General features: G+C 62.7%; 22 protein-coding genes. 9 read left to right on the top strand and 13 right to left on the bottom strand.

Annotated elements, in window-relative coordinates; all coding sequences use genetic code 11:
• Window positions 1-198: 198 nt before the first annotated feature.
• Together C5N93_RS06015 and C5N93_RS06010 are read right to left on the bottom strand one after the other, a co-directional pair.
• Window positions 199-705 (bottom strand): SRPBCC family protein, encoded by a 507-nt coding sequence (locus C5N93_RS06015; protein ID WP_242558621.1) that lies wholly within the window; start codon window positions 703-705, stop codon window positions 199-201.
• 2 nt (window positions 706-707) lie between these two features.
• On the bottom strand, window positions 708-1,040 hold the full coding sequence (locus C5N93_RS06010; RefSeq protein WP_242558620.1) for a metalloregulator ArsR/SmtB family transcription factor: 333 nt from the start codon (window positions 1,038-1,040) through the stop codon (window positions 708-710).
• A 145-nt stretch (window positions 1,041-1,185) separates the two neighbouring features.
• On the opposite strand from C5N93_RS06010, the gene ribBA reads away from it, so the two are divergent.
• From ribBA to C5N93_RS05990, 4 genes are all read left to right on the top strand, one after another.
• On the top strand, window positions 1,186-2,307 hold the full coding sequence (gene ribBA, locus C5N93_RS06005) for a bifunctional 3,4-dihydroxy-2-butanone-4-phosphate synthase/GTP cyclohydrolase II (RefSeq protein WP_069340620.1): 1,122 nt from the start codon (window positions 1,186-1,188) through the stop codon (window positions 2,305-2,307).
• Window positions 2,308-2,436: 129 nt separating this feature from the next.
• Complete coding sequence (ribH, locus tag C5N93_RS06000) at window positions 2,437-2,952, top strand: 6,7-dimethyl-8-ribityllumazine synthase (RefSeq protein ID WP_069340619.1); 516 nt, start codon at window positions 2,437-2,439, stop codon at window positions 2,950-2,952.
• Window positions 2,952-3,404, top strand: a complete 453-nt coding sequence (nusB, locus tag C5N93_RS05995) for a transcription antitermination factor NusB (protein ID WP_069340618.1) — start codon at window positions 2,952-2,954, stop codon at window positions 3,402-3,404. Before ribH ends, nusB begins: the two co-directional genes overlap by 1 nt.
• Before the next feature lie 41 nt (window positions 3,405-3,445).
• Complete coding sequence (locus C5N93_RS05990; RefSeq protein WP_242558619.1) at window positions 3,446-4,648, top strand: pyridoxal phosphate-dependent aminotransferase; 1,203 nt, start codon at window positions 3,446-3,448, stop codon at window positions 4,646-4,648.
• A 204-nt stretch (window positions 4,649-4,852) separates the two neighbouring features.
• Here the strand turns inward: C5N93_RS05990 and C5N93_RS05985 are convergent, their stop codons facing one another.
• Window positions 4,853-5,911, bottom strand: a complete 1,059-nt coding sequence (locus C5N93_RS05985; protein WP_242558618.1) for a lytic transglycosylase domain-containing protein — start codon at window positions 5,909-5,911, stop codon at window positions 4,853-4,855.
• 568 nt (window positions 5,912-6,479) lie between these two features.
• Here C5N93_RS05985 and ubiD point away from each other — a divergent pair.
• The 3 genes from ubiD (at window position 6,480) to C5N93_RS05970 (ending at window position 11,970) form a co-directional block, all read left to right on the top strand.
• Window positions 6,480-8,030 (top strand): 4-hydroxy-3-polyprenylbenzoate decarboxylase, encoded by a 1,551-nt coding sequence (gene ubiD / locus C5N93_RS05980; protein WP_242558617.1) that lies wholly within the window; start codon window positions 6,480-6,482, stop codon window positions 8,028-8,030.
• A 467-nt stretch (window positions 8,031-8,497) separates the two neighbouring features.
• Window positions 8,498-9,949 (top strand): NAD-dependent succinate-semialdehyde dehydrogenase, encoded by a 1,452-nt coding sequence (locus C5N93_RS05975; RefSeq protein WP_242558650.1) that lies wholly within the window; start codon window positions 8,498-8,500, stop codon window positions 9,947-9,949.
• A gap of 404 nt (window positions 9,950-10,353) precedes the next feature.
• Window positions 10,354-11,970, top strand: coding sequence for an APC family permease (locus C5N93_RS05970; RefSeq protein ID WP_069342194.1), 1,617 nt, complete (start codon window positions 10,354-10,356; stop codon window positions 11,968-11,970).
• Between the two features lie 83 nt (window positions 11,971-12,053).
• On the opposite strand, the gene C5N93_RS05965 is transcribed toward C5N93_RS05970, so the two are convergent.
• The 10 genes from C5N93_RS05965 to C5N93_RS05920 form a co-directional block, all read right to left on the bottom strand.
• Window positions 12,054-13,826: a GGDEF domain-containing protein gene (locus C5N93_RS05965; RefSeq protein ID WP_242558616.1), complete on the bottom strand. Its 1,773-nt coding sequence runs from the start codon at window positions 13,824-13,826 to the stop codon at window positions 12,054-12,056.
• Between the two features lie 536 nt (window positions 13,827-14,362).
• Entirely contained in the window at window positions 14,363-15,223 is an 861-nt protein-coding gene (locus C5N93_RS05960) for an EamA family transporter (protein ID WP_242558649.1), read from the bottom strand.
• A gap of 376 nt (window positions 15,224-15,599) precedes the next feature.
• On the bottom strand, window positions 15,600-16,412 hold the full coding sequence (locus tag C5N93_RS05955) for a MetQ/NlpA family ABC transporter substrate-binding protein (RefSeq protein WP_242558615.1): 813 nt from the start codon (window positions 16,410-16,412) through the stop codon (window positions 15,600-15,602).
• Window positions 16,413-16,480: 68 nt separating this feature from the next.
• The gene (locus tag C5N93_RS05950; protein WP_039400341.1) at window positions 16,481-17,134 is read right to left on the bottom strand and encodes a methionine ABC transporter permease; all 654 of its coding nucleotides are present in this window, start codon (window positions 17,132-17,134) and stop codon (window positions 16,481-16,483) included.
• Entirely contained in the window at window positions 17,124-18,158 is a 1,035-nt protein-coding gene (locus C5N93_RS05945) for a methionine ABC transporter ATP-binding protein (RefSeq protein ID WP_150722630.1), read from the bottom strand. The genes C5N93_RS05950 and C5N93_RS05945 overlap by 11 nt, the downstream gene beginning before the upstream one ends.
• 172 nt (window positions 18,159-18,330) lie before the next feature.
• Window positions 18,331-18,753, bottom strand: a complete 423-nt coding sequence (locus C5N93_RS05940; RefSeq protein WP_242558614.1) for a response regulator — start codon at window positions 18,751-18,753, stop codon at window positions 18,331-18,333.
• Window positions 18,754-18,766: 13 nt separating this feature from the next.
• Entirely contained in the window at window positions 18,767-19,408 is a 642-nt protein-coding gene (locus C5N93_RS05935; protein ID WP_039400349.1) for a response regulator transcription factor, read from the bottom strand.
• A gap of 72 nt (window positions 19,409-19,480) precedes the next feature.
• Complete coding sequence (locus tag C5N93_RS05930) at window positions 19,481-20,038, bottom strand: ferritin-like domain-containing protein (protein ID WP_150722704.1); 558 nt, start codon at window positions 20,036-20,038, stop codon at window positions 19,481-19,483.
• 187 nt (window positions 20,039-20,225) lie between these two features.
• Window positions 20,226-20,387, bottom strand: a complete 162-nt coding sequence (locus C5N93_RS05925; RefSeq protein ID WP_039374862.1) for a DUF1328 domain-containing protein — start codon at window positions 20,385-20,387, stop codon at window positions 20,226-20,228.
• A gap of 24 nt (window positions 20,388-20,411) precedes the next feature.
• Window positions 20,412-20,588 (bottom strand): DUF1328 family protein, encoded by a 177-nt coding sequence (locus tag C5N93_RS05920; protein WP_042114863.1) that lies wholly within the window; start codon window positions 20,586-20,588, stop codon window positions 20,412-20,414.
• 407 nt (window positions 20,589-20,995) lie between these two features.
• On the opposite strand from C5N93_RS05920, the gene C5N93_RS05915 reads away from it, so the two are divergent.
• Window positions 20,996-22,486: a histidine kinase gene (locus C5N93_RS05915; protein ID WP_242558613.1), complete on the top strand. Its 1,491-nt coding sequence runs from the start codon at window positions 20,996-20,998 to the stop codon at window positions 22,484-22,486.
• 141 nt (window positions 22,487-22,627) lie between these two features.
• On the top strand, window positions 22,628-22,834 hold the full coding sequence (locus C5N93_RS05910; RefSeq protein WP_039374866.1) for a CsbD family protein: 207 nt from the start codon (window positions 22,628-22,630) through the stop codon (window positions 22,832-22,834).
• Window positions 22,835-22,913 lie beyond the last annotated feature (79 nt).

Below are 22,913 nucleotides of genomic sequence, written 5' to 3'. Positions count from 1 at the left end.
GCAATCGGACGAATCTCGCCGACACGGCGACTCGGTGGCAATTTGCGCTGGGTGCGGCCAATGGCGGCGATGCGGGATTCGCGGCGTTCAGCAAGGCCGCCTTTCTCGGTGCCGACGATGCAAAAAAAGGGGATGCGCCTTCGGGCACATCCCCTTTTTCATTGACGGACAACGCGGTGCGCGGTGTCCCGGCAATCGTCACTTCATCAATTCGACCAACTGATCCAGCGCCTTGCCCCAACCGTCGTGGAAACCCATCGCTTCGTGCTGGGCGCGGGTCGCCTCGTTACCGTGAATTGCAATCGCCGTGTAGCGCGTGCCCTTGCCTTGCGCTTCCATCAGCACGGCCGCGGTGAACTGGAAACCGCCATGCTCGGCCTCCGGCACCGGCGCCGGACGGAAGCCGGGGAGCACCGCATTCGTCCACACGAGCCGCGAGTTCTCGATGACTTCCAGATAGCAACCGACGTTCGGGAACTGCTGCCCTTCCGGCGAGCGCATCACGGTGTGGAAACGGCCCCCGGGACGCAGATCGATCTCGCACTCCACCGTCTGCCACGGCGCGGGCGTGAACCACTTCTTGAGATGCTCCGGTTGCGTCCAGGCCGCCCAGACGCGCTCGCACGGCACGTCGACGTAACGCTCCAGCACCAGATCCAGCTTCGGGTCGACCGAGAAAAGCGTGGCTTGCTTTGCGAGGCTCATGTTCACGTCTCCTTCATCTGCAATAGATAGTCATCGAGTTGATCGAGGCGGCGCGTCCACTTGTCGCGCTGCAACTGAAGCCAATCCTGCGCGCCCGCGAGGGTCTGCGTCTCCAGCGCATACGTGCGCACACGCCCGGCTTTTCGCGAGACGACCAGCCCGCTGTCTTCCAGCACGCTCAGATGCTGGGAGAACGACGGCAACGCCATCGAAAACGGACGCGCCAGCTCGCTCACGGACGCCGGGCCCAATGTCAGGCGCTCGACGACTGCACGTCGAGTGGGATCGGACAACGCCTGAAAGATTCGATCGAGAGGGATGGATTGGTTAGCCATGCGCCTTACTATAGTGGCCGCAATTACTTAGGTCAATGCCTTTGTATTGATGCTTTTCCGTTGGCCGAAGCCCCAGATCGAACGCTGGCGTGCACCGGCTTGGCGTAGAATAGAGCCTTTCCAAATTCAGCCCCGCGTTGCCGCTATGCCGTTGGCCACTACAGAAGAAATCATTGCCGAGCTGAAGGCCGGCCGCATGGTAGTCCTCGTCGATGAGGAAGATCGTGAAAACGAAGGCGACCTGGTCATGGCAGCCGAATTTGCGACGCCCGAAGCCATCAACTTCATGGCGAAGTACGGGCGTGGCCTGATCTGCCTTACGCTCACGCAAGCCCGCTGCAAGCAGCTCAATTTGCCGCTGATGACGTATCGCAACGGCACGCAATACGGCACGGCCTTCACGCTGTCGATCGAAGCCGCCGAAGGCGTGACGACGGGTATCTCTGCCGCCGATCGTGCGCATACCGTCAAGACCGCGATTTCGCGCGACGCGCGTCCGGAAGACATCGTTCAGCCGGGTCACGTGTTCCCGATCATGGCGCAGCCCGGCGGTGTGCTGGTGCGCGCCGGTCACACGGAAGCCGGCTGCGATCTGACCGCCATGGCTGGCCTTACGCCTGCTGCCGTCATCTGCGAAATCATGAACGACGACGGCACGATGGCGCGCCTGCCGCAGTTGCTGGAGTTCGCCGAGCAACACAACATCAAGATCGGCACGATCGTCGACCTGATCCACTATCGCAGCCGCACCGAATCGATGATCGAGACGGTGGCGTCGCGCGAAATGCAGACGGCCTGGGGCCCGTTCCAGGCAACGCTCTATCGCGACAAGCCGAGCGGCAATCCGCACCTCGCGCTGGTGCGCGGCACGCCGTCCCCCGATGACGAGACGCTGGTGCGTGTGCACGAGCCGCTGTCGGTCATGGATCTGCTCGAAACCGGCGTGTCCACTCACTCGTGGACCCTCGCCGGCGCGATGCAGGCGATTGCCGAAGCCGACAAGGGCGTGGTCGTGCTGCTCAACTGCGTGGAAACACCGGAGCATCTGTTCAATCAGTTCGAGGCGCTCGACGAAACCGAGAAGGCCGCGCGCGCCAAGCGCCGCCCGGTCGACTTCCGTACGCATGGCGTCGGCGCGCAGATCCTGCGCGAGCTGGGCGTCGGTAAAATGCGTGTGCTGTCGAGCCCGCGCAAGATTCCCAACATGGCAGGTTATGGCCTCGAGGTCACCGGTTTCCAACCGATGCCCGGCGCCACGGCGGCCTGAGCCAGACCCTTTATCGATGTTCCGCCCAACGCAGGCGGGACATCATCTTGCCGAGCATTGCCTGTCTCGGGTGTGCCGGTACAACGTTGGCCGCACCGCCTGGACGGTACTTTTTTGAGGAAGCCCATTATGGAAATCGGACAATACCAGCCGGAACTCGACGGTGTAGGTCTGCGCATCGGTATCGTGCAGGCGCGATTCAACGACGCGGTTTGCGCTGCCCTGCGTGAAGCGGCCGTCGCCGAACTCGAACGCCTGGGCGTCGACGGCGAAGACGTATTGCTCGTGACGGTGCCCGGCGCGCTGGAAATCCCGTTGGCGCTGCAGAAGATGGCCGAATGCGGCCAGTTCGACGCACTCATCGCACTCGGCGCGGTGATTCGCGGCGAGACGTATCACTTTGAGCTGGTGTCGAACGAAAGCGGCGCCGGCATCACGCGCATCGGCCTCGATTTCGGCATCCCCATCGCCAACGCGGTGCTGACGACCGAAAACGACGAGCAAGCCGAAGTGCGCGCCGCCGAAAAGGGTCGCGATGCGGCCCGTGTGGCGGTGGAAATGACCAATCTGCTCGAAGCCATCGACATGCTCAGTGGCGAAGAGGGATCGGATGAAGACGAAGACGAAGAAGAGGAAGATCGGTAATGAAGAGTGCACGGCGCCGCGCGCGCGAATTCGCGCTGCAAGGAGTGTATCAATGGCTGATTTCGCGCGGCCACGCGAGTGAGATCGATGCTCACCTGCGCTCCACCCCCGGCTACGACAAGGCGGATCAGGTCCTCCTGGAAGCTGTGCTGTACGGCAGCATTCGCGAGGCCGATGCCTTGTCGCAGCAACTCCAGCCCTATCTGGACCGGCCGGCAGCCCAGTTGTCGCCCATCGAACACGCCGCGCTGATCGCCGGTGCGTACGAACTGATTCATCTTCAGGACGTGCCGTACCGTGTGGTGATCAACGAGGCGGTCGAAGTCGTGAAGACGTTCGGCGGCCCGGACGGCCACCGTTTCGTGAACGGCGTGCTCGACAAGTTCGCTGCGGAAGTGCGCCCGGTGGAAGTCGCCGCCAACCGCAACGGCGGTCGCGGCAAGAGCGCCTGACGTCAGCCCCCGTCCGGATACAATCCTCCCCCCGCCCCCCCATGGACCGCACGCCCAATCTCGCTCCCGCGCTGACACTTGCGCAACGCGTCGACGATATCGCCCCCTTCCACGTGATGGAGCTGGCCAAGCAGGCCGCGCTACGCGAGAAGGCCGGGCATCGGGTGATCCACATGGGGATCGGCGAGCCGGACTTTACGGCGCCCGAAGCCGTCATCGAAGCGGCCGCGAAGGCCATGCGCGACGGCCGGACGCAGTACACCGGCGCGATGGGCATTCCTGCGCTGCGTGACGCGATCTCCGGCTACTACCGTAGTTTCTACGGTGTGGATGTCGATCCGTCGCGCATCGTCGTGACGGCCGGTGCGTCCGCCGCGCTCGTGCTGGCCTGTGCGGCGCTCGTGGGTGTCGGCGACGAAGTCCTGATGCCGGATCCCTGCTATCCGTGCAATCGTCACTTCGTCTCGACGTTCGACGGCAAGCCCGTGCTGATTCCGTCGGGACCTGCGGAGCGGTTTCAACTGACGGCTGAGCGAATCGAGTCGCACTGGGGCGCGAAGACGAAGGGCGTGCTGCTTGCCTCGCCATCGAACCCGACAGGCACGTCCATCGAGACGGATGAGTTGGCCCGTATCGTCCAGACGGTGCGCGCTCGCGGCGGCTTCACGCTCGTCGACGAGATCTATCAGGGGCTCTCCTACGACGGGAAGCCCACCACGGCACTGAGCTTCGGCGACGACGTGCTGGTCGTGAGCAGCTTTTCGAAGTACTTCAACATGACGGGCTGGCGTCTGGGCTGGCTGGTGGTGCCGCCGGCCATGGTGCCGACGTTCGAGAAGCTCGCGCAGAACCTGTTCATCTGTCCGTCTGCCGTGGCACAACATGCGGCAACGGCGTGTTTTCTCCCGGAAACCCTGGCGATCTACGAGGAACGCAAGGAAGCGTTCCGTCAGCGTCGCGACTACGTGGTGCCGGCGCTGGCGCAGCTCGGGTTCAAGGTACCGGTCATGCCGGATGGCGCGTTCTACGTGTACGCCGACTGCACGGGCGTCGCTCACCGCGATGCCGGTGACAGCGATCGCCTGACACAATCGCTGCTGCAACAGGCAGACGTCGTGCTCGTGCCGGGTCTCGACTTCGGCTTTGCCGAGCCGCGTCAGTACATCCGCCTGTCGTACGCCACGTCGCTCGAACAGCTGCACGAGGCCATGGACCGGATCGGCAAGGTGTTCGCGGCGGGCTGAACCCGCGCTGTCGACATACCCGCGGCCCTACCGTCTTACCGTCGCCCAAACAAAAAACCCATCGAATCGCTTCGATGGGTTTTTTTGTTGGCTGTCGCGACGCCCTTCTATATAGATAGCATCGCAGCCCGATGGATGCGCCGGCCGTGGCGGCATCACGCGAGGTCGTCGCCCCTTTCAGGTCGATCGGGGCATTCAGGCCAATCAGGCCGCCGTGCTGTCGTCCGCTTCGAGCGGCTTGGTGGCCGAAGCCGCCTTGCCGTTCGACGTCGACGCTGCCGGTGCGGGCACCGATTCCGTCGAGGCGTCCGACTTGCTACCGGTCGAGACCGGCTTCACCACCGGCTTGGCCGCGCTGACCATCACCGGCGCCTGCGGCTCGTTCGGCGAGACCTTGCGTCCCATGGACACGCCACGCAGACGATCACGCTCGGCGAGCACCTTGGCACCGTAGCCGCCGTCACCGGCGCTGGTCGATCCGACATACAGACGCAGACCACCAGCGAGCGAACCGCCGCGTGCGATGCATTCCTTCAGAATCAACGCGCCGACCTTGATGTTGGCCAGCGGGTGCAGCGCCGCTTCCGGACCGCCGAAGTATTCGAGCTTGTCCTGATGCACCTTCGACATGACCTGCATGAGGCCCTGCGCACCGACGGTGCTTTCCGCGTACGGGTTGAAGCCCGACTCGATTGCCATGACGGCGAGCAACAGCAGCGGGTCGAGACCCACTTCCTTGCCGGTCGAGTAAGCCGCGCGCACGAGGTTACCCGTCACGTCACCCGCCACGCGATAGCGGCGTGCGAGATAGTCGGCCACGGCGATCTGCTCGCGCGTGTCGAGCACCTTGGTGGCACGCGCATCGGCCGCCACACGCTGGTTCGGAATATAAGCGGCGAGAACCGCAGCCGACGGGACGTGTTGCGCAGCCTGCGCCATCATCGTCGAGTCGGACGGGGTGCCCTGTGCGAGCGTGCCGCCGTTGGCGCCCTGGCCGGCCGCATTGGCCGTACCGGTGGCTGCCTCGAGCAGCGGACCCACGCGCGACGCCAGATCGGCGCGCCACGTCGGTCGGGCCCACAGCGCCAGCGTGCCGACCACGGCAACCAGACCGACCGCGCTGGACGTATACAGTCCAACACGACCGCCGTGCCATGCCAGGCGACGCCAATCGCGGCGAGCCACGGCTACCGTTGCCGCCCCGCGTGCGCGAAGCGCAGCGAACACGGCCAGTAGCCAGGGTGATAAACCAGACTTCTTCATACTACGTACTCCGGTTACGCCGTCACCACGGGGTGGCCCCGGGCGTAAGGAAGTAAGCCGGTATGCCCGCCAGGCATCCCGTGAAGCGCTTACTTACGGCATATGGAACGAGGCGGTGCATCGTGTTTGTCATGGACGATGCCGCTACCGCCGCAGCGCGCCGACCTGTTCAGGTCTCCGGCGCTGACGAGCTATCGCTCGCGCTGCTTCCTAAAACACTGGCTTCCCGACCTCGGTGAGAAAACCAGCCACTGAAAATCCACGTCGATGTTGTAGTTGTCGCTAAGCTTGAGCGGGTCGGCCTACCCGTCATCGAAGCCGCCTTTCTGGATTCAACGGGCGGATTGTAGCAGTGATATATAAACCGTCAATACTATTATTAGTCGAAATGATTACTAAAAGTAATTTGTAACAGCTGTTTTGCCGTGACGTTCGGACACCTTGGCCGGTAAAATGCCCTGCCTCACCCCGCGTTTACAAGGGTGTTCTCCCAACTTTCATCGATTTCAAACGACCGTTTACTCTGGTCGTATGAATTTCGTAAAAATTTTTGGTAACGGTTTGTTTCATGAAATATCTCGATCTTCGTGACTTCACCGCGCAACTGGAGCGATCCGGCCAGCTTCGTCGCGTAGACGTGCCGGTCTCGCCGGTGCTTGAGATGACCGCGCTTGCCGATCGCGTACTCAAGGCAGGGGGGCCGGCCCTCTGGTTCGAGCGGCCGACCGGTTACGACATGCCGGTGCTCGCCAATTTGTTTGGCACCCCTGAACGTGTCGCCCTCGGCATGGGTGTCGACGACGGGGACAACGCGCTGAGTTCGCTGCGCGATATCGGTCGCCTTCTCTCGACACTCAAGGAACCCGAGCCGCCGCGCGGCCTGAAGGACGCCGGCAAGTTGTTCGGCATGGCCAAGGCCGTGTGGGACATGGCGCCCAAGGAAGTGAGCAGTCCGGTGTGTCAGGAGATCGTGTGGGAGGGCGATGAAGTCGACCTCTCGCGCCTGCCGATCCAGACCTGCTGGCCTGGCGATGCCGCACCGCTCATCACGTGGGGTCTGGTCATCACGAAGGGGCCGCACCGTAAGCGTCAGAACCTCGGGATTTACCGCCAGCAGGTGATCAGCCGCAACGAAGTCATCATGCGCTGGCTTGCCCATCGGGGCGGCGCACTCGATTTCCGCGAGTTTGCGCAGGCCAACCCTGGCAAGCCGTTCCCGATCGCCGTGGCGCTCGGCGCCGATCCGGCGACGATGCTCGGCGCGGTCACGCCCGTGCCCGACACGCTGTCGGAGTACCAATTTGCCGGCTTGCTGCGCGGCAGCCGTACCGAACTAGCGAAGTGCGTCACGCCGGGCCTCGAATCGCTGCGAGTGCCCGCGCGCGCCGAGATCGTGCTCGAAGGTTTCATTTACCCGTCCGAACAACCGCCCGTCGTGCCCGAAGGTGCGCCGCCGGCGCCGTCGCGGGGTGCCACCGCCGGTTATCAGCACGCGCTCGAAGGCCCCTATGGCGACCACACCGGCTATTACAACGAGCAGGAGTGGTTCCCGGTCTTCAAGATCGAGCGCATCACGATGCGCCGCAACGCGGTCTATCACTCGACCTATACCGGCAAACCGCCCGATGAGCCGGCCGTGCTCGGTGTCGCGCTCAACGAAGTGTTCGTGCCGCTGCTGCAAAAGCAATTTTCGGAAATCACCGACTTCTACCTGCCGCCCGAAGGTTGCAGCTACCGGATGGCCATCGTGCAGATGAAGAAGGCGTATCCGGGACACGCCAAGCGGGTCATGTTTGGCGTGTGGAGCTTCCTGCGTCAGTTCATGTATACGAAGTTCATCGTGGTGGTGGATGAAGACGTCGATATTCGCGACTGGAAGGAAGTGATCTGGGCCATCACCACGCGGGTGGATCCGACGCGCGATACGACCCTCGTCGACCAGACCCCGATCGACTATCTCGATTTCGCCTCGCCCAAGGCGGGGCTTGGCTCGAAGATGGGGATCGACGCGACCAACAAGTGGCCGGGGGAAACTTCGCGCGAATGGGGGCGTCCGATTGAAATGACCGCCGACGTGGATGCACGCATGGCAGCGCTATATAAGGATCTCGGTCTGTAAAACAGGCATCGCGATCCTCTGCCATGCCGAACGCCGGCGCCCGTCGGGTTGCCGGCGTTTTCATGGGTGCCGCCCGCTGACGCAGTCCCCCGAGCCCTTGATGGATGGGGTTCGCAGCGGCCGTCACGAACGCCTCGCACGGCTGGAGTAAGCTGGCAGTCTACGGACAGGTCAGTCGTGCAGGCCGTAATCCCGCATTCGTCTCGTGATTCTTCGGGTCATTCGTCTCGTTACCCGCGGCTTCTATCCCTGCGCGCTTTACCGCATCCTTTACCGCGTCCGTTACCGCTGTCATTACCGCTGTCATTACCGCTTTCATTACCGCTTTCGTTGCTATTTCCGTCCTCCGCGTGGCGCTGCCTCCCCAGAGCGCGCCGCACGGCTATCGAAAGGAGCCGATCGTGTCATCATCCCGCCCGCCCCACGCCTCCCGGCAATCCAGCGCTGCGTCCAAAGCGCATCCTGCCCTGGCCCGCCTGAAAGACCCCGAACTGCTCAAGTCCGACGCCTACATCGATGGCGACTGGACACCCGCCGACTCCCACGCCACCTTCGTCGTCAACGATCCGGCGACCGACACGGAGATCGCCCACGTGGCCGACCTTGGCGCCAAGGAGACCGAACGCGCGCTGGTAGCCGCCGAAACCGCCCTGCCGGAATGGCGCAGCAAGACCGGCAAGGAACGCGCGCGCATCATGCGTCACTGGTTCGACCTCATCATGCAGGCGCAGGACGATCTCGGCGCCATCATGACCGCCGAGCAAGGCAAGCCGCTCGCCGAGGCCAAAGGGGAAGTCGCCTACGGGGCGTCGTTCATCGAGTGGTTCGCCGAGGAAGCCAAACGGATCGACGGCGACGTACTCGCCTCGCCCGAAGGCGGCAAGCGCCTGCTGGTCCTCAAACAGCCCATCGGCGTCTGCGCATCGATCACGCCGTGGAACTTCCCCATCGCGATGATCACCCGCAAGATCGCGCCGGCCATTGCGGCGGGCTGCACCATCGTGGTCAAACCGGCCCGTCTCACCCCGCTCTCGGCGCTCGCGCTGGCCGAACTGGCCGACCGCGCGGGATTGCCCAAGGGCGTCTTCAACGTGGTGACGTCGAAAAACTCGTCGGATGTCGGCAACGTCCTCACGTCCAGCCCCCGCGTGCGCCATCTCTCCTTCACGGGTTCGACCCCGGTGGGAGCGAAGCTAATGGAGCAATGCGCATCGACGATCAAGAAGGTCGCGCTCGAACTGGGCGGGCTCGCGCCCTTCCTCGTTTTCGACGATGCCGACGTCGATGCCGCCGTCGAAGGCTGTATCGCCTCCAAGTTCCGCAATGCCGGCCAGACCTGCGTCTGCGCGAACCGCATCTACGCACAGGACGGCATTTACGATGCCTTCGTCGAAAAGCTCACCGCCGCCGTGGGCAAACTGCGTGTGGGTAACGGCTTCGAGCCGGGTGTCGCCATCGGCCCGCTGATCGAGGACGCGGCCATCACCAAGGTCGAGCGCCATGTGGCAGACGCCGTCGCCAAGGGCGGACGCGTCACCGTCGGCGGCAAGGTCTTGCACGGCCGCTTCTTCGAGCCGACCGTGGTGGCCGACGCCAGCGCAGACATGCTCGTCGCGCAGGAGGAAACCTTCGGCCCGGTCGCCCCCATCTTCCGGTTCAAGGACGAAGCGGACGGTATCCGTCTGGCCAACGCCTCCGACTTCGGCCTGGCCTCGTACTTCTTCGCTCGGGACGTCGGACGCGTCTGGCGCGTGGCCGAGGGTATCGAGGCCGGTATGGTCGGCATCAACACGGGGCTGATCTCGAACGAGGTCGCGCCGTTCGGTGGCGTCAAACAGTCCGGTCTTGGACGTGAAGGGTCGAAGTACGGCATCGACGAGTACCTTGAAATGAAATATCTCTGCCTTGCCGGCCTCTGAGTTTTATCTGACCCTTTAACAATCTGTAATAGTCGGATTCTCACGGTGCGAGCCGCGCCGTGACTGGCTTGCGCCCAATTCGACCTAACGTCGGCAAACGGGATGCCATTGTGAAAGTGTTACAAAGTCCCACAGACCCGCGCCGGCTCGGGTAGAATCGCGCTTTTTTTCGCGAACGGCGACTCCGACCCCATTTCGGGGACCGCATGCTCCCCTGCGGTGCCATCGGAACCCGGTAGTTTTTCGCGAAGCCGATCAACAGAAGTCGCGTCCGTCAGCGCTACCCCCGCGCCGTCATGCTCCTTGTGACGGCGAATGGCCTGCCGGCGTGTCCGCCCTCGCGCAACGTGCCCTTCCCGACCACCGGGCGGCCGTTTGCTCCCCCCGGGCGTGGAGAAGACAGAATGGACAACAACCCATCCCTCATGCGCAACATCGGGCCGTTCGCCCTGATGTTGACCGGTCTCGGCTCGATCATCGGCTCCGGCTGGTTGTTCGGTGCCTGGAAGGCCGCCAAGATCGCCGGTCCCGCCGCACTGCTCGCGTGGCTCATCGGCGCCGTCGTGATTCTTGCCATCGCCCTGACCTACGCCGAACTCGGCGCGATGTTCCCCGAATCGGGCGGCATGGTCCGCTACTCGCGTTATTCGCACGGCAGTCTCGTCGGCTTCATCGCCGCGTGGGCCAACTGGATCGCCATCGTCTCGGTGATTCCGATCGAAGCCGAGGCGTCGATCCAGTACATGAGCACGTGGCCGTACGACTGGGCGCATGCCCTGTTCGTGGACGGCACACTCACCACGAGCGGTCTGACGTTGTCGGCATTGCTCGTGATCGTCTACTTCATGCTGAACTACTGGGGCGTGAAGCTGTTCGCGCGCGCCAACACGGCGATCACGCTGTTCAAGTTCGCGATTCCGGCCCTGACCATTGCCGGTCTGATGGTCGCCGGTTTTCACCCGGGCAACTTCAACATCGCCGAGCATGGCGGCTTCGCGCCGAACGGCATGTCGGCTGTGCTGACCGCCGTCGCCACGTCGGGCATCGTGTTCGCGTTCAACGGCTTTCAGAGCCCCGTGAACCTCGCAGGCGAAGCACGTGATCCGGGGCGCAGCATCCCGTTTGCCGTGGTCGGTTCGATCCTGCTCGCCACCGTCATCTATCTGCTGCTGCAAGTCGCGTACATTGGCGCGCTCTCGCCCGAACAACTGGCGGGCGGCTGGCACATGGTGAGCTTCAGTTCGCCGTTCGCCGAACTCGCGATTGCCCTTGGTCTGAACTGGCTGGCGATCGTGCTGTACTTCGACGCGTTCCTCAGCCCGAGCGGCACCGGCACGACCTACATGGCCACGACGAGCCGCATGATCTACGCGATGGAGCGCAACCGCACCCTGCCGGCGATTTTCGGCCGCGTGCATCCGCTGTACGGCGTGCCCCGTCCCGCGATGTGGTTCAACCTCGCGATCTCGTTCGTCTTCATGTTCTTCTTCCGTGGCTGGGATTCGCTGGCTGCCGTGATCTCGGTGGCCACGGTGATCTCGTACCTCACCGGTCCGATCAGTGTGATGGCGCTGCGTCGCTCGGCGCCGGACATGCACCGTCCGCTGCGCCTGCCGGGCCTGTCGCTGATCGCACCCTTCGCGTTCGTGTGTGCGTCGCTGATCCTGTACTGGGCGCGTTGGCCGCTCACCGGCCAGATCATCGTGCTGGTGATCGTGGCGCTGCCGGTCTACTTCTACTATCAGGCGAAGGACAAGTGGCAGGGTTTCGGTCGCGACCTGAAGGCCTCGTGGTGGCTCATCGGTTACCTGCCGTGCATGGCGCTGTGCTCGTACATCGGCAGCAAGGAATTCGGTGGCCTCGGTCTGCTGCCGTACGGCTGGGACATGGCGATCGTTGCGCTGCTGTCGCTCGCGTTCTATCACTGGGGCGTGAAGGCCGGCTGGCGCACGCCTTATCTGTCGGAAGAACGTGAGCAGGACGCCGCCAGCATGGACGGCATGCCCGCGCTGTCTCACTGAGGCACAGCGTCACGCGTCATCCAACGAAAAAGCCCGCCAATCGGCGGGCTTTTTCATGGCCAACGGCGACAGCGAGCCGCGCCTTACCGATGCGCCCGCCGACGCTCGATGAACAAGCTGTTGCCGAGCGCGCGCTTGGCCATCTTCTTCGCATCGGCTGCGGCGGCAGACACTTCCACATGAGACGGGAAGCTCTCCGGCGTGACGGCGACCACACCGATCGACAGGCTCGTGATCGGATGGAAGATGACCATGCCGCGACGATCCTCCGCCTCAAACCCACCGGCCGCAATCTGATCCGGATGAAAGTACTCCGTCACTGCCTCGCCGAAACGCGTGAGCGCTTCGCGGCAGCGGGCTTCCCAGTCCGGGCTGCGGAACAGAATCAGAAAATCGTCACCGCCGATGTGCCCGAGAAAGTCGCGCTCGGGATTGCGCACGGCCATCAACACGCGGGCGACGAGTTGAATCAGGTCGTCACCACGCCGATAGCCGAATACGTCGTTGAACGGCTTGAAGTTATCGAGATCGACGTAGCACGCGTGAAACGATTGACGCTCACCGATCATGCGGTCCATGTAGTCGTCGATCGGCACGTTGCCCGGCAGCAGCGTGAGCGGATTGGCGTAACGTGCGGCGTCGAGCTGCATGTCGGTGATGTGGCGCATCAGCGCGTGTCCCTGCGCCACGCCGAAGTATCGCCCCTGATCCGTCACGATGAAACCGGCGGCAATCTGACGACTCGCCCCTTCAGCGATCATTCGACTCAGGTCCTCGACGCGCGCCGCCTTGTCGAACGTCAGCGGGCGCGGTTCCATCACCGCCGAGCACGGTTTGCGTCCGTACAGTTCGCGCGTGAACGGACGCGCAAACCGCCCGATCAGCGACGCCCGTCCGATCAGCCCGACGGCCCGCTCGCGCTCGACCACCGGCAGTACTTCCAGCGCCGGGTCGCTCTCGAAGCGGGCCACCACGTCCTCGCTGCGCGTGTCCGGCGACACCGGCGCCACGTACGACGCAATACGCTCGAGCGTCACGTTGCCCGCGCCCAACTGGCTCGGTTGCTGATGCACGTACGCGCGACGCTCGTTCACCACTTCCTGCACGTTAGCGGTAATCGCGCGCTGCGGCTGCGCCTCGGGACGCGCGATGAAATAGCCTTGTCCGAGGAAGATGCCCAGATCGCGCACGACCTGAAGCTCCTCGGCGTGCTCGATGCCTTCGGCGATCACGCGCGTGCCGCTCGTCTCGGCAATCTGGCGCATCGAGCGCACGAACTGAAGCTTGACGGTGTCGGTGTCGATCCCATCGACGAAATGCCTGTCGATCTTGACGTAATCGGGCCGCAGTTCCGACCACAGACGCAAGCTCGCGTAGCCCTCGCCCATATCGTCGAGCGCCACTTCGAAGCCCAGCGCGCGATACGCCGTGAGCGACGCGCGCGTGCTCGCCAGATCCAGTGTCGGTGCGTGCTCCGTGAGTTCGAGCACCACGCGCTCGGGCGGCAGCCGGAACGACTGGAGCATGGCGAACGTCTCGTCCAGACCGAGCGATTCGCTCACCCCACCGCCAGGCAATGCGCGTGTCACGGGGCCGATATTCAGGAACAGACGCTCGGGCAAATCCTGCTCGACGAACCCCCGCAGCACCGTGCGACGACAGGCGAGTTCGAGCGGTCCGAGCAGGCCGTGACGGCGTGCCGCGGCAAACAACGCCATCGGCGAATGGATCGAGGTGCCGGCAGGCCCGCGCACCAGCCCCTCGTAACCGGCGACTTCCGACGTCCGGAAGTCGAGAATCGGCTGGAAGACGCAGGTCAGGCCGATGCCTTCGCAAAGCTCGGCAAGCAACGACACTTCGTCAGGTTCGACGAAAGGAGCCGTCGGTGCAGAGGAAGCGACAGAAGTGGCAGGAGATGGGGATAGGGAAGTCGAGCCGGCGGGTGCCGAATGTGCATCGTGCGCCGCCAGGGCGGTGCCAAAGCGGTCTTGCGGACGTATCCCGGCAACTGCGGCAGGCGGGAGAGGGTTCAACTGAGACTCCGTAAGTCGGTGCGGTGCGCCGGCATCATGCAAACAGCGTTACGTAGTGCGGGCATCTGACGGGCACACGCGTACGCACCGCAGGCATTCCACCCCGATGAAGTCTCACCCGTTCCCCGTGCTTCGCGTGCGGTCGCTGCTCTTTGGCCCATGTCCGCGTCTTGTGACGGTGCCCGTGGGCACCCTCTTTTACTTGCCGTTCAGGCTATCGCCGTTATTTGACAAAACGGTGACAGCATCGGAATTGCCACAAATACCGGGACGATGCCTCGCCCATTAAGGGCATTGCCGCAGCCGCCTGAAGCGATGGCTTTGCGCGTGCCAGGAAGACAGCGCTGCGAAGATCCCCGTCAAGTGGCTCTTCTGGATTCCGCCGACGTCCGGATCGTCATGGCGGCGACCCCGGCAACGACACACGCGAGTCCCAGCCAGGCTGACGTAGATAGCGATTCCCCAAGGAACACGACGCTTATTGCGACGCCGATGGGAACGCGCAGATAGGCTTGCGCGGTAGTACCGACCGACCCGAGTGTCTGTACGAGGCGAAAGTAAATCACGAACGCGATCGCGGTCGAAAAGAGGGCGAGTGCTGCAAGCGCCATCAGTGATTGCCACGAAGGATGGAGTGTCCAGGGACGGTCAACCAGCAGACTGACAGGGACGAGCAGGGCCGCACCGACAATCAGCGAACCCGCGGCAGGAACGGCTGGCGAGAGCCCTGCGAAGGACCGTCCGTAGATCGCCGCCGCGGCATAGCAAACCGTCGCTGTAACGATCGCCAGTTGTGGAACCAGTTGCTGCCCGAGTCCTCCGAATGCGCTGACACCAACGACCAGGCATATCCCGGCAAGCCCCGAGACGACGCCGAACGACTTGCGCACTGTCATTCGTTCGTGGCGAGTGATAAGCCATGTTCCGAGAAACGCCATGACCGGCGAGGCCGAATTCAGGATCGTCGCCAGACCCGCGTCCACCGAACGCTCGGCCCATGCGATGAGCGTAAAAGGAACGACACTGTTCAACAACGCCTGCACGAAGAAACGACGCCATACGGCAGGATCGCGCGGCATGGCAATACGCTGGACTCTCATCCAGAGCAGCAGGGCCGATCCGGCAATTAACGTTCTCGCCGCGATGAGCGTTAGCGGGGGAATCGTAGCGACGCCGATTTTGATGAATGTGTAAGATGCGCCCCACAGTGTCGAGAGCATCAGGAGCAACGTCAGATCAAGCAAGGCGTTAGGTTCGCTCGTCGCGGTTGTGCGTGTTTGCGCCAATTCGTTCTCGCCATGAAGGGGGTCGGGATCCACGCGGCTTGTGAGGCGCCGGATGAGGTGGATTATGCGAGCGCCCCCGGCGCGAACGCTTCAGCCTGGCGTTAAATGTGGATCGCCGCTACGCCGAATGGCGGCTTCGGGTTGTGGATTCAACCGGTGGATACAACACACTGTGCGTCCACGAATCGACCGCTTTGACGGGGCCAAAAAAAACGGCAACGCCGTAAAGCGTTGCCGTTTCCGCAGAGCTCGCCGTCGGACGGTGAACCGTCCCCCGGCGTCCTCAAATGCGTTTGCGCACGATGACCGATTACCAGGCCGTCACGACCGAGCCACCGAACTTCTGCTCGATGAATGCCTTCACTTCCGGCGAGTGGTAAGCCTTGATCAGCTTGGCCACCCACGGCTTGTTCTTGTCGGCCGAGCGAATCACGAGCACGTTGGCGTACGGGCCATTGGCGTCTTCGATGGCGATCGAATCCTTCTTCGGGTTCAGACCGGCTTCCATCGCGAAGTTGGTGTTGATGACGGCCACGGCGACGTCGTCGAGCGAGCGCGGCAGTTGGGCGGCGTCCAGTTCCACGAACTTCAGCTTCTTCGGGTTTTCGGCCACGTCGATCGGCGTTGCCTTCAGACCAGCGTCAGCGCGCAGCTTGATAAGACCCTGCTTTTGCAGCAACAGCAGCGCACGGCCGCCGTTGGTCGGGTCGTTCGGCAGCGACACCTTGTCGCCCGTCTTCAAATCGGCCAGCGACTTGATCTTCTTCGAATAGATGCCCATCGGGAAGATCACGGTCTTGGCGATCGATTCGAGTTTGTAGCCGCGATCCTTCACCTGCGCGTCGAGGTACGGCTGGTGCTGGTAGCTGTTCACGTCCAGATCGCCCGACGACAGGGCCGCGTTCGGCTGCACGTAATCGCTGAACTCGATGACCTTGATGTTCAGGCCGTCCTTGGCCGCGACCTTCTTCACTTCGTCGAAGATCTGGGCGTGCGGGCCGCCCGTGACACCGACCTTCAGATTGACGGCGTCAGCCGCCGCAGCAGTAGCCGCGAATTGCGTAGCGAAAACCGTAGCGGCACCAACTCCTGCCAGCAGCTTGAAAAGCGTACGACGTTGCATGGAAAACCTCGCGTGTGTGAATGAAGTGCCGGACTCGTCGGTCCGGCGACATTGTTATGTGGGACGTATTACTTGTGGCTCAGTCGACGCACCAGCCAGTCGCCGAACGTTTGCACCAGTTGCACGAAAACGATCAGGATCAGCACCACGGTGATCATGACTTCCGGCAGGAAGCGCTGATACCCGTAGCGAATCCCGAGATCGCCCAGACCGCCGCCGCCGATGGCGCCCGCCATGGCCGAATAACCGACCAGGCTCACGAACGTGATCGTCAGACCGGCCACGATGCCGGGCAGCGCCTCGGGCAGCAGCACTTTCATGACGATCTGACCGGTCGTCGCGCCCATCGACTGGGCGGCCTCGATCAGGCCGCGATCGACTTCACGCAGGGCCGTTTCCACCAGACGCGCCACGAACGGGGCCGCCGCAATCGTGAGCGGCACCACCGCTGCCATCGTGCCGATGGACGACCCGACGATCAGTCGCGTGAACGGAATCACGGCCACCAGCAAGATGATGAACGGCGTGGAGCGCACGGCGTTGACGAGGATCCCGACGATGCGATTGGTCGGCAGGTTCTGCAACACGCCGTTACGGTCCGTCAGATACAGCAGCACGCCCAGCGGCACGCCCACGACAGCACCGATCAGGCCCGAGATCCCGACCATGATGAGCGTCTCCCAGAACGACGAGACGAACAGATCGAACATTTCACTCCACATGGCTCAGCTCCTCGACAACCACGCCTTCACTGGCGAGGAACGCCATGGCTTCAGCCACACGGGCCGGTGTGCCGCCCGCCATCACGGCAAGCGATCCGAATGCCTGCCCCTGGATCTCGTCAATCTGGCCATGCAGGATGTTGAAATCGAGTTCGTAGCGGCGAATCGCCTCGGACAGCAGCGGCTGGTCGACACCCGCGCCCGAAAACGCCAGGCGGTACAGGTGATCGTGACCGTTACCGATACGCGACGCCACGCGCTCGCGCACGCCCGCGGGCAATTCCTGCGCAATCACGTCGCCGATCAGCGCACGGGTCACGTCGTGACGCGGACGCAGGAATACGTCGATCACAGCCCCCTGCTCCACCACACGACCGGCATCGAGCACGGCAACGCGGTCGCAGACCTGCTTGATGACTTCCATCTGGTGCGTGATCAGCACGACCGTCAGGCCCAGTTCGCGGTTAATCCGCTTGAGCAGGTCGAGAATCGAGCGGGTCGTCTCCGGATCGAGCGCCGACGTGGCTTCGTCCGAGAGCAGCACTTGCGGCTCGCTGGCGAGCGCGCGGGCGATGCCCACACGCTGCTTCTGGCCGCCGGAGATCTGCGACGGATAGCGGTCCTTCTGCGCCGTCAGGCCCACGAGTTCGAGCAACGGCAGCACTTTGCCGCGAATCTCGGCGGCCGACATGCCCGCGAGTTCGAGCGGCAGCGCCACGTTCTGATAGACGGTGCGTGAGCTGAGCAGGTTGAAGTGCTGGAAGATCATGCCGATGCGTCGACGCGCCTGACGCAGGTCGTCCGCCGACAACGACGTCAGATCCTGACCGTCGACCCGCACCGTGCCGTCGCTCGGACGGTTCAGCAGGTTGATGACACGCACGAGCGTGCTCTTGCCGGCGCCGCTTCGGCCGATGATGCCGAAGACTTCGCCACGCTGGATCGACAGGCTGATATTGGAAAGCGCGTCGATCGGCCCCTTGGGTCCAGCGAAACGCTGGGTAATGTTCTGGAGTTCGATCATGCAAAAAAATAGCAGCCCCACTGCAAAACCGCCCGCAGTGCCGCCGCCAAGACTCTATTTAGCGCAAAGGCGACATTCTAGCCCATGCGCCTAAATAGTTGAAAATAATAAAATTTGATCTCTTTATATGGATTTTAGGAGGTAAGGAATCGACGACCGCCAACGGGCGAAATCAGGCCTGCCGACCGGTCGCAAATTCGTCCAGTACCTCGATGACCCGGTCGAACTCCAGCGATTTGTCGAAAAAGTACTGCACACCCAGTTGCTGGCAGCGTTTGCGGTACGTCGTCAGGGCGTAATTCGTCAAGACGATGGCCATGAGCTTTTCCAGCATTCCGCTGTCGTGCAGATACGACAGGACGTCCATGCCCGAGCCGCGCCGGAGCTGGATGTCGACGATGACCGCGTCGAAAGAATCGTTTTCCAGGGTGCGAACCGCGTCATCGGCCGTCTCCGCCACACCTGTGACCTCGAGCATCCCGGTCGATCCGAGTGCTTCGGACAGGCTCTCGCGAATCACCGCCGAATCTTCGATCAGCAGCACCTTCAGGGGCAAGCGGGACCCCGTAAGCGTTGCCGCGTTCCCGGTTGACATGACAGCCTCTCTATCAACTTATCAGGCCGTTCTTGAGCGCATACAGCGTCAGGTCGGCATTGGTTTTCAAATGCATCTTTTCCAGCACCCGCGCACGATAGGTGCTGACGGTCTTCACCGACAAATGCAACTCGTCGGCGATTTCAGTGGGCGTACGCCCCTGAGCGAGCTTGCAGAACACCTGAAACTCGCGCTCCGAGAGCTGCTCGTGCATCGGTTCGTCGACCGGCTTGTCAAGCTTCTGCGCCAGCAGGTCCGCCGTGACTTCGCTGACATAACGGTGACCGCGTGCGACCGTGCGAATCGCCCGGATGATTTCCTCGGGCGCCGCGTCCTTCATCAGATAGCCATCGGCCCCGGCGCGCAGCAGATTCACCGCGTATTGCGCTTCCGGATAGGTCGACAAGAACAGGACACCCTGCTCGGGTCTCAACTGCTTGATCACGCGCAGGGTGTCGATGCCGTTCTTGTCAGGCATGGCGATATCCAGCAGCACGACATCGAATTCGGTTTCTCGCACGGCACGAATCACCTCGTCCCCGCTCGCGGCTTCGCCCAGCACCTCCATATCCGACTCGTCGGCGATGAATTGCTTGAAGCCGGTACGAACGATGGCGTGATCGTCGGCAATCAGGATTTTTATTGTCAGTGACATCTAAGCTCCAGAGACTGTCCCCGTCGGCCTGCTGACCGCGCTCGAACGATTTCGGTACGCGTGCCATGGCCGTCACTCCCGGTCGAGCAGATCCCGCATATCGTCGGCATGCTCTTCCTCGACAGAGAGGATTTCTTCGAGCATGCGACGCGTCGTGGTATCCCGGTCGCCCAAATAATGAATCATCTCGCGGTAACTCTCAATCGCAATACGTTCTGCCACGAGATTTTCGCGAATCATGTCCCGCAGGCTGGTACAGGTGACGTACTCGGCGTGGCTGCGTGACGACAGGCTGTCGGGGGAAAAATCGGGTTCGCCGCCCAGTTGCACGATACGCGTCGCAATGCGATCCGCGTGATCCTGCTCCTGGGCCGCGTGCTCGGCGAATTCCGCCGCTACCGGCTCGGCATGAATACCGGTGGCCATGAAATGGTGACGCTTGTAACGCAGCACGCAGACCAGTTCGGTCGCGAGCGCGTCGTTGAGCATGTGCACGACCGCGTCGCGATCGGCGCGGTAGTCCTCCGTGACAGCACCGTCATCGAGGTGCTCACGGGCACGCTCGCGCATGGCGCGAACGTCGATTTCGAATTCATCACCCGCGTGCTGGCTGTGACCATTACCGGTCATCGCGTGCTTGGTGCGCTTGGCGTGCTGTTTGGCTTGCTTGGCGGTATGCATTGGCGAATCCTCCTGTAGCGGTTTATGCGTCGGACGGGGTTACGAAGGGAACCATGGGAACCATAGGAACCGTGGGAACGCGCGCGCCGGATATGGCGAAGGGCGGCTATTGCCGCCCCGCGTTCCCTGACGGTGACTATCGTCGGACCACCCCGAAGAGCAGCGTGACCAGAAAGATCACCAGGAAGATGAAGAACAGGATCTTCGCGATCTCGGCCGCACCGGCAGCGATTCCCGTAAACCCGAAAACTGCGGCGATCAACGCGATCACGAAAAAAACGACGGCATAGTGAAGCATCGCAACCTCCTTGAATGGTGATGGCTAGTCGACGATCTTCTTGGCGACGGTCAATCCAAGCAGCAGGAAGATCACGAACAGGACCAGGAACAGAACGAACAGAATCTTCGCGATCCCGGCCGCACCCGCAGCGATCCCGGTGAAGCCCAACAGGCCGGCGACGATGGAGATCAGTGCGAACAACAAAGCCCACTTCAACATGGCGTTCTCCTTGTTTATTGCTTCATTTCCCGGAGACTTTTCCGGCTCCCCGTGGCTGGCACGTCTCGTGTCTGGGGGATCGATGACCTTGATCGCCCAAATACGAAGCGCATGAACCACAGGGCGCTGAATGAATAGTAGAAAAACGCCGCTGACGGGACTGCCCGCGCGGCGCTGGTTTTTGCGTAGGAATTGGCTGACAATTGCCCGAAAGGTGCAGTTTTCGCCGTATTATCGAAGCATCCGACGTCGTCTTATGCTGTTGCACGTCGCACGCTATCGGGCAGTAAGGCCATCGCCGCACTTCGACATACGCCCGCCAACCCCCTATCAACGCCACTCAAGGCCCCCATTTCCCAATGCCCCGATTTACGTCCTGGTTGCGTCGCAGAAGCTGGATCATCGCCATGATCGCCGCGATCGTCATCACGGTCGGCAGCCTGATCGGGCTGGAATCGGCGCACCGCCGTCTCGCGTCCACCTACGAAAGTGCGCTGCAAAACATGATGGCCGCCAACGAACTCAACGAGATCATTGCGCGCACATCGACCGTGGTGGCAAGTCAGCGCGGCTATCTGCTCACGAACAATCCGGCGTATCTCGACCCGTATCTCTCGGCCGTGCGACGCATTCGCGATCTCTCGGCACTCATCATCCAGCACTATCAGGATGTTGGCGACGATCAGGCCACTCGCGAATTCGCGCGGGTCATGAAAGTCTTCTCCGAGCGCATTACGGCGATGGATACGGCGCGTGCCGCCGTCACGCAGGGCGAGATGTCGCTCGACGAAGCGCTCTCGCCCTCGAGACTGGGCATCGGGACGATGGAGCCCGTGCAGACCGGCATCACCGATCTGTACAACCGCGAACTGGCGCGGGCGCGCACGGCGCAGGACGACGGCCGCTTCGATCAGGCCATTTCGGCCGTGAGCGCCGGGGCCCTCTCGGTGCTGACGATTCTGCTGTTCGTACTGCTGTTCCGCTCGCTCGGCAAGCAGATGCGACAGGAGCAACTGGCGCGCGACCAACTGCACGAGCAGCAGGCGCATCTCGACCGCCTCGTGCGCGAGCGCACCGAACAGCTCGATGAGCTGGCCACTCACCTGCAGAACGTCAGTGAAGATGAAAAGACGCGCCTCTCGCGCGAATTGCACGATGAGCTGGGCGCTATTCTTACCGCGTGCAAGATGGACGTCACGTGGGTGCATCACAAGGTGCGCAGCGTCGATCCGGTCATTGCGGAAAAACTCGCACGTGCGCAGCGCAATCTCGACTCCGGCATTCAGATAAAGCGTCGCATCATCGAGAACCTGCGCCCGACCGTGCTGATCAACTTCGGACTCGTCACGGCCCTGCGCTCGCTCTCCGAGGAGACGGCCGATCAGCAGCACTGGCAACTCGATCTCGATCTGCCGGAGGAAGACTTCGCGTTACCCGAGTCGACGGCCATCGTGCTGTTCCGCGTGGCGCAGGAGGCGCTCACGAATGCAGGCAAGTACGCGCGTGCCACGCAGGTGCGCGTGGCGCTGGCGTGCGACGACCAGCGCGTAAGACTCGAAGTCATCGACAACGGTATCGGCCTCACTTCCGATCAGTTCAACAAGCCCAAAACGCACGGCCTGTTCGGCATGCGTCAGCGCGTATCCGCCAAGGGCGGGCGCATCGACATCCATTCGCTGCCGCAGCGGCTCGGTACCGAAATTCAGGTGGTGCTGCCGCTGTGCAATCCGGCAGACGCCCTCGAAATCGCCACAGCAGTGACGGAAAGCACCGAGCACACCGAACGCCCTGTCACTCAGGCACCGTCGGCGACCGCCGCCTCCGCCGACGACAAGTCCGGCGAGCCGTCCTCCGGCACGCGGGCTCAGCCTCCACACCCGCCAGTCGGAATGCACTGACAGCCCAACCCGACTCCGCCTACACCGCGACGAAAGCGCGGCTGACAGCGCGAACACTTCGCACTCCCTACCATGGAATCACCTGCCAACGCCCTGCGGGGCGCGGTATGTGAACCCAACCCACCATGATAAGGAGTTGCTATGAACTCGGATCTGATCAAGGGCAAGTGGAACCAGCTCAAGGGCGAAGCAAAGAAGCAGTGGGGCAATCTCACCGATGACGATCTGCTCAAGATCGAAGGCAATCGCGACAAGTTCGTCGGCGTGATTCAGGAACGTTACGGCAAGGCCAAGGCCGATGCCGAGCGCGAAGTCGACACGTGGAACAACCAGCACAAGCTCTGGTAATCCGGGGTCGCGGCGTCCATAGCGCCCTCGGGCCGCTCACGCAGGCCGAGCTCGCCGGGAGGTGAGCCACGGTCCTCCC

It is taken from the genome of Pandoraea sp. LA3, from assembly GCF_022696215.1.
Classification (GTDB): domain Bacteria; phylum Pseudomonadota; class Gammaproteobacteria; order Burkholderiales; family Burkholderiaceae; genus Pandoraea; species Pandoraea capi.
Note: the sequence above shows the minus strand (reverse complement) of the source record. Positions and strands in the feature narration are given on the sequence as shown.